We start from the raw sequence: 4,826 nt of genomic DNA on the forward strand, positions 1-4,826 counted from the left end.
CCATCAGACTTACCCCGGCCAGGGCAAAGGCGAACAAGGTCACCGGCAGCTGGTTGGCGGCATGGGAAACACCCAGTACCCGCTCACTCCCCCCGGCTTTGATCAAAAGTCCGGCAGCCAGGAACATTGCCGCCTTGGCCAGACCGTGGGCCACTGCCTGCAGTACGCCGATCTGCAACGCCATGCTTCCGGTACCGAAAAGCGGAAAGACCAGAAACAGATACCCCAGCTGGGCCACGGTGGAATAGGCAACCAGCATCTTCAGCCGGTCGGCGCGGATCGCCTGCCATGAACCCCACAGGATTGCCAGGCTGCCCAGCAGAGCCGGTAACCAGGCCAGCGCTGCGATAGTTCCGGCAAAGGGACCGAGCCAGAGGCGCAGCAGCAGATACCAGGAGGCCTTGACCACCAGTGCCGATAAAAGCGCCGAGATCGGGGCCGGGGCACCGCCGTGGGCAGGGGGCAACCAGAAGTGGAGGGGGAAGAGGGCCGTCTTGAGAAACAGACCCGCACAGATCAATGCAGCAGCCAGCCAGACCGCAGGGGGCGCCGGTACGCTGATCAGCTCTGCCAGCAGTCTGGCTGAGACCGTGCCGTAACAGCCGTAAAGCAGCGCCACCCCCAACAGGAAACAGCCGGATCCTGCCAGGCTGGCCAGCAGATAGCGCAGGGCCGCAGACACCTGTTCGGATCTGCCCCCTACAGCTACCAGTCCCACCGCTGCCAGACCGATCAGCTCAAGGGTTACATAGAGATTAAACAGGTCGCCGGACAGATATAAGGCGTTCATACCGGCCATGAGAAAACCGGTCAGGGGCCAGAACCAGCGCCGGTCCTCCCGGTTCAGATACTGGCAGGCATAGATGGCAACCAGCAGCGTTACTGCCTGGGTAAGCAGCAGCATAACCGCAGACAGGCCGTCGGCAATCAGCAGGATGCCCAGCGGTTCCTGCCAGCCACCCACCAGATGGGTCACTGTGCCGTGGTGCAGGATATCCGTTGCAAGGGACAGGGCAGCAAGCAGTTGCAGGGTGATACCGGTCAGGGCAAGGATCTGGCCTCGTCCCGGTCTCAGCCAAAAGGCCAGGGCAGCCCAGCCAAGGGGCAGCAGAATCAGCCAGACCGGTTGGTTGGGAAGCAGCTCAGTCATGTCGCTCCTCCGGGCTGGTACGGTCTGTCTGGCCGGTGTTGCCGCCTGCAGCCTGATGGCGGCGTGCCAGAGCCAGGGCCAGGGCGGTGGCAGCAACCGAAACCACAATGCCGGTCAGCACCATGGCCTGGGGTACCGGATCCGGCCTTCCGTTGCGCTGGGCAAGCCCCACCAGCACCAGAAAAATGCCGCTGCCCAGCAGGTTGAAAGCCAGGATCCGTCGCAACAGATGATCCAGCAGGATGATACCGCCCAGCCCCATCACAAACAGCAGACAACCGACAACCGCAAACAGAAGACCGCTACTCATGGCTCATCCTCCTGGTTTGGCAGCGGTTCCGGGCGATCTGAACGGAGCAGGTAAAACGCAGCCAGATTGATGGCCAGAGAGACGGTCAAGCCGCTTTCGATCAACAGGATCAGCAGCCCTGCCTGATCCGGCGGGTAGTGTAACAGCCCCCCGTTTAACATGAGCAGCAGAGCAGCAATGCACAGAAACAGCAGAAAACCGGCACTGATCAGCTGGCGGATCCAGTGCTGCCCTGGAATCCAGCGGGGCTGCACCTGGGCAAGATTAAGCAGCACCACCCCGGCCGCCAGCATGGCAGCAGCCTGAAAGGCACCGCCCGGTCGGTGGGAGCCGGCCCAGAGCAGGTAGATGGCGGCCAGTGTCATCAGCGGTACGGCGTAGCGGGCCAGAATCGGCACCAGCAGGTTGCGGGACAAGAGCGGCCGCTCAACCGGCAGGCCGACGGTCAGTATCCCCAGCAGGGCCAGCATCAGCACTGCAACCTCCAACAGGGTATCGTAGCCTCTGAAGTTGAGCAGCACTGCGGTAACCGGATGGCTGACGCCGCTGTCAGGCATCTGTTGGGCAACCATGGCAGGCAGATTCACCGCCTGTAACGGCAGTTTGGACAGTGCAGCAAGTAACGCAGCAAGCAGTACCAGCAGGACGAGGATCGTCGGGAACCGCTTGATGGTTGTCACAAATCCCGTATTTCCGGCTGGCTGTCCGGTTTGACCAAAGGCAGCCAGGGCATCCAGCAGCAGTGTGCCGGTCAGGCCGGCGCCGAGGGCTGCCTCGGCCAGGGCGATATCCGGCGCATCCAGCCGTGACCAGACCAGGGTCAGCAAGAGTCCGAAGACAATAAACATGATGACGGCCCGGTCCAGTTTGGGGGTGGACAGCGCCTGCCAGGCGCTCCAGAGCAGCAGCAGGGCCAGCAGCGTATCAAAGGTTAACGCAGCATTCATCTGTCGTCCCTTTGCCAGGGGGTAATGCCCAGTTGGTCAGCACGGTGGGCAATGGCGTAGCCCACCACGGCGCTGGCAACCAGTACAAGAGGCCAGATGGCCAGCAGTTTGATCGCCTGCACCAGACTGTCGGCCTTCAATGCCAGCCCGGCCAGCAGACAACCCAGCCCCAGATTGTCGGCCTTTGCCAGGGCATGCAGGCGGGTGTAGACATCAGGGAAACGCAGCAGCCCCACCGTGCCGGCGCAAAAGAAGAACCCGCCTGCCAGCAACAGCAGGTTGCTTGCAAGATCAAGCAGCATCGCCGTCCTCCGTTTTTGATGCCGTTCCCCGGCGCCTGCCCAGTACCGCCTGACTCCAGGCTCGCTGGGCAAAGGCGATGCCGGATATGGCCGCCAGCAAAGCCAGGGTAAGGGCTACATCAATCAGGGCCGGTGTCTGCTGAATAACGGCCAGTAACACCAGAATACCGACGCCGGTGCTGCCAAACAGCAAAGCCGCCAGCATCCGGTCTGCAGCCGTAGGTCCCTGTGCCGCCCTGACCAGGGCAGCGCCAAGATTGACCAGAAGCAACAGGGCCAGCAACAGTTCACTACCGATCATCGGTTGACTCCAAGCATGCGGGCGATATGGCCGGACAGCTGTGCTGTCTCTTCAACAACCGGCAACCCGGTATCAAGGACATGCAGATACAGAAGATCGTCCTCCAGCCGAACCCCCAGGGTGCCGGGCATCAGGCCGAGGGTAGCAATCAGCAGCAGGCGGGGCAGCCCTGTCGGCAGGGTTACCGGTAGTTCCAGTATGGCCGGTCGAAGTTGCAGCTGACGCTGAAGCGCCAGTCGGGACACCTGAAAACCGCCCCGTATGGATTGCCTGAAGAAATAGCCGACAAACCCTGCCATGCCTGACAATGACAAGCCGGGTGTGCTGCCGGGCGGCAGCAGACGCAGGCTGACCGCCACCGTGACCGCAACAGCAATCACCGCCAGTGGCCAGGCAGTGAAGTTACCCTCGGTGGCAACCCACCAGACCAGGGCAAAGCCGACGGTGCGACGCAGCAGGCAGCCGATCATTATTTTTACATCTGATTTTCCTCGGATCATCGGTCCTGGCTTTCATGTATCACAATACTGCGCAGCTCATTTTTCCCGGACTTTTTGACTTCGTACATTACCAGATCTGCCTCACGAATCATGGTTTCAACCGATTCCGGCGCTTTCATGTAGGTAACCATGCCGATACTGAAGGTAACCGGCCATTTTGATTCAATGGAACCAGCGAGGGCATGCTTAATTTTCCTGACAACAACAGCAGCATCAGGTTCTGTTGTTACAGGAAGCAATACACTGAACTCATCCCCACCCAGTCGTGCCACCGTGTCGCTTTCACGCAGTTGATGTTTAACTGTTGCTGCAACTGCGATCAAAAGTTCGTCTCCCGCATCATGTCCCTGTGTGTCATTCACTGTTTTGAAATTGTCAATGTCAAGGTACATGATCGTAAACGGTTCATTGGTCCGATGGGCACGCAGGATTTCCGCGTCTGCAACTTCATAGAAAAGACGACGGTTTGCTATGCCGGTCAAAGAGTCGCTTCGGGATCTTCTCTCGGAACAATCAAGCGCATTTTTAAGCATTGAAATGACATAAGCGGCAAAAAGAAAGTGGACAAGCTCAACCAGATCGTTCCAGTAAAGCGCATCTGGATAGTGATCGTACTGCTGGGATAAGAGCGCTGCAACAAGCCAGGCCAGCGTTCCTGCTATGGCAATTACTAATGCAAATTTACGGCCTTTGTACCAGGCTGTAGCAACGACAATCAGCAGGTAAAACAGAGAAAACGAGTAAACAGGACCGGTAAGATAGTCAAAATATCCAACTATTACCGTAAGTAAAAGAGATAGCAGGATAAAAAGCCATGCCGGAAGCTGTTCAATACGTTTGTGTATGGTGGCGATACCAGAGATCATACCTGTCTGTTCTCATTCTGTTGACTCCGCAACGCCTCAATCCGCTCCTCCAGCGGTGGATGGGTCATGAACAGCTTTTTCAGGCCGCCCCCCACCGGGCCGGAGATGCCGAAGGCCGCCATCTGATCCGGCAGGTGGGGCTGACCGGCATTGGCCCGCAGTCGCTGCAGGGCCGCAACCATCTTCTCTTTGCCAGAGATGGTTGCAGCGCCGGCATCGGCCCTGAACTCACGCTGACGGCTGAACCAGCAGACAATGATACTGGCCAGGACACCGAACACCAGCTGGGCCACCAGGGAGGTGATAAAGAAACCGGGACCGTGTCCCCGTTCGGTCTTGAAGATGATCCGGTCCACCAGGTAGCCAACCACCCGCGAGGCCACGATTACAAAGGTGTTCACCACCCCCTGGATCAGGGCCAGGGTGATCATGTCGCCATTGGCCACGTGG

The 4,826-nt window shown here is 59.1% G+C and carries 8 protein-coding genes; all 8 read right to left on the reverse strand.

The window, feature by feature from the left end:
* On the reverse strand, positions 1–1,150 hold a 1,150-nt coding region (locus tag OEL57_RS14120; protein WP_300741291.1), incomplete at its 3' end, for a complex I subunit 5 family protein.
* Positions 1,143–1,460: an NADH-quinone oxidoreductase subunit K gene (locus OEL57_RS14125; RefSeq protein ID WP_300741293.1), complete on the reverse strand. Its 318-nt coding sequence runs from the start codon at positions 1,458–1,460 to the stop codon at positions 1,143–1,145. The genes OEL57_RS14125 and OEL57_RS14120, both read right to left, overlap by 8 nt.
* Positions 1,457–2,407 carry a hydrogenase subunit MbhD domain-containing protein gene (locus OEL57_RS14130; protein ID WP_300741294.1) on the reverse strand — a complete coding sequence of 317 codons (951 nt, stop codon included), beginning with the start codon at positions 2,405–2,407 and terminating at the stop codon, positions 1,457–1,459. The genes OEL57_RS14125 and OEL57_RS14130 overlap by 4 nt, the downstream gene beginning before the upstream one ends.
* Positions 2,404–2,709, reverse strand: coding sequence for a monovalent cation/H(+) antiporter subunit G (locus OEL57_RS14135; protein ID WP_300741296.1), 306 nt, complete (start codon positions 2,707–2,709; stop codon positions 2,404–2,406). The genes OEL57_RS14130 and OEL57_RS14135 overlap by 4 nt, the downstream gene beginning before the upstream one ends.
* Positions 2,699–3,010: a monovalent cation/H+ antiporter complex subunit F gene (locus OEL57_RS14140; RefSeq protein WP_300741297.1), complete on the reverse strand. Its 312-nt coding sequence runs from the start codon at positions 3,008–3,010 to the stop codon at positions 2,699–2,701. The genes OEL57_RS14135 and OEL57_RS14140 overlap by 11 nt, the downstream gene beginning before the upstream one ends.
* Complete coding sequence (locus tag OEL57_RS14145; protein WP_300741299.1) at positions 3,007–3,510, reverse strand: Na+/H+ antiporter subunit E; 504 nt, start codon at positions 3,508–3,510, stop codon at positions 3,007–3,009. The genes OEL57_RS14140 and OEL57_RS14145 overlap by 4 nt, the downstream gene beginning before the upstream one ends.
* Positions 3,507–4,376: a GGDEF domain-containing protein gene (locus OEL57_RS14150; RefSeq protein WP_300741301.1), complete on the reverse strand. Its 870-nt coding sequence runs from the start codon at positions 4,374–4,376 to the stop codon at positions 3,507–3,509. Before OEL57_RS14150 ends, OEL57_RS14145 begins: the two co-directional genes overlap by 4 nt.
* On the reverse strand, positions 4,373–4,826 hold a 454-nt coding region (locus OEL57_RS14155; RefSeq protein ID WP_300741303.1), incomplete at its 5' end, for a M48 family metalloprotease. The genes OEL57_RS14150 and OEL57_RS14155, both read right to left, overlap by 4 nt.

Source organism: Trichlorobacter sp. (assembly GCF_030247655.1).
GTDB lineage: Bacteria > Desulfobacterota > Desulfuromonadia > Geobacterales > Pseudopelobacteraceae > Trichlorobacter.

What these genes read in the sequence shown, in the direction of transcription:
- OEL57_RS14125 (WP_300741293.1), bottom strand. Translation starts at nt 1,460, where the DNA reads ATGAGTAGCGGTCTTCTGTTTGCGGTTGTCGGTTGTCTGCTGTTTGTG.
- OEL57_RS14130 (WP_300741294.1), bottom strand. Translation starts at nt 2,407, where the DNA reads ATGAATGCTGCGTTAACCTTTGATACGCTGCTGGCCCTGCTGCTGCTC.
- OEL57_RS14135 (WP_300741296.1), bottom strand. Translation starts at nt 2,709, where the DNA reads ATGCTGCTTGATCTTGCAAGCAACCTGCTGTTGCTGGCAGGCGGGTTC.
- OEL57_RS14140 (WP_300741297.1), bottom strand. Translation starts at nt 3,010, where the DNA reads ATGATCGGTAGTGAACTGTTGCTGGCCCTGTTGCTTCTGGTCAATCTT.
- OEL57_RS14145 (WP_300741299.1), bottom strand. Translation starts at nt 3,510, where the DNA reads ATGATCCGAGGAAAATCAGATGTAAAAATAATGATCGGCTGCCTGCTG.
- OEL57_RS14150 (WP_300741301.1), bottom strand. Translation starts at nt 4,376, where the DNA reads ATGATCTCTGGTATCGCCACCATACACAAACGTATTGAACAGCTTCCG.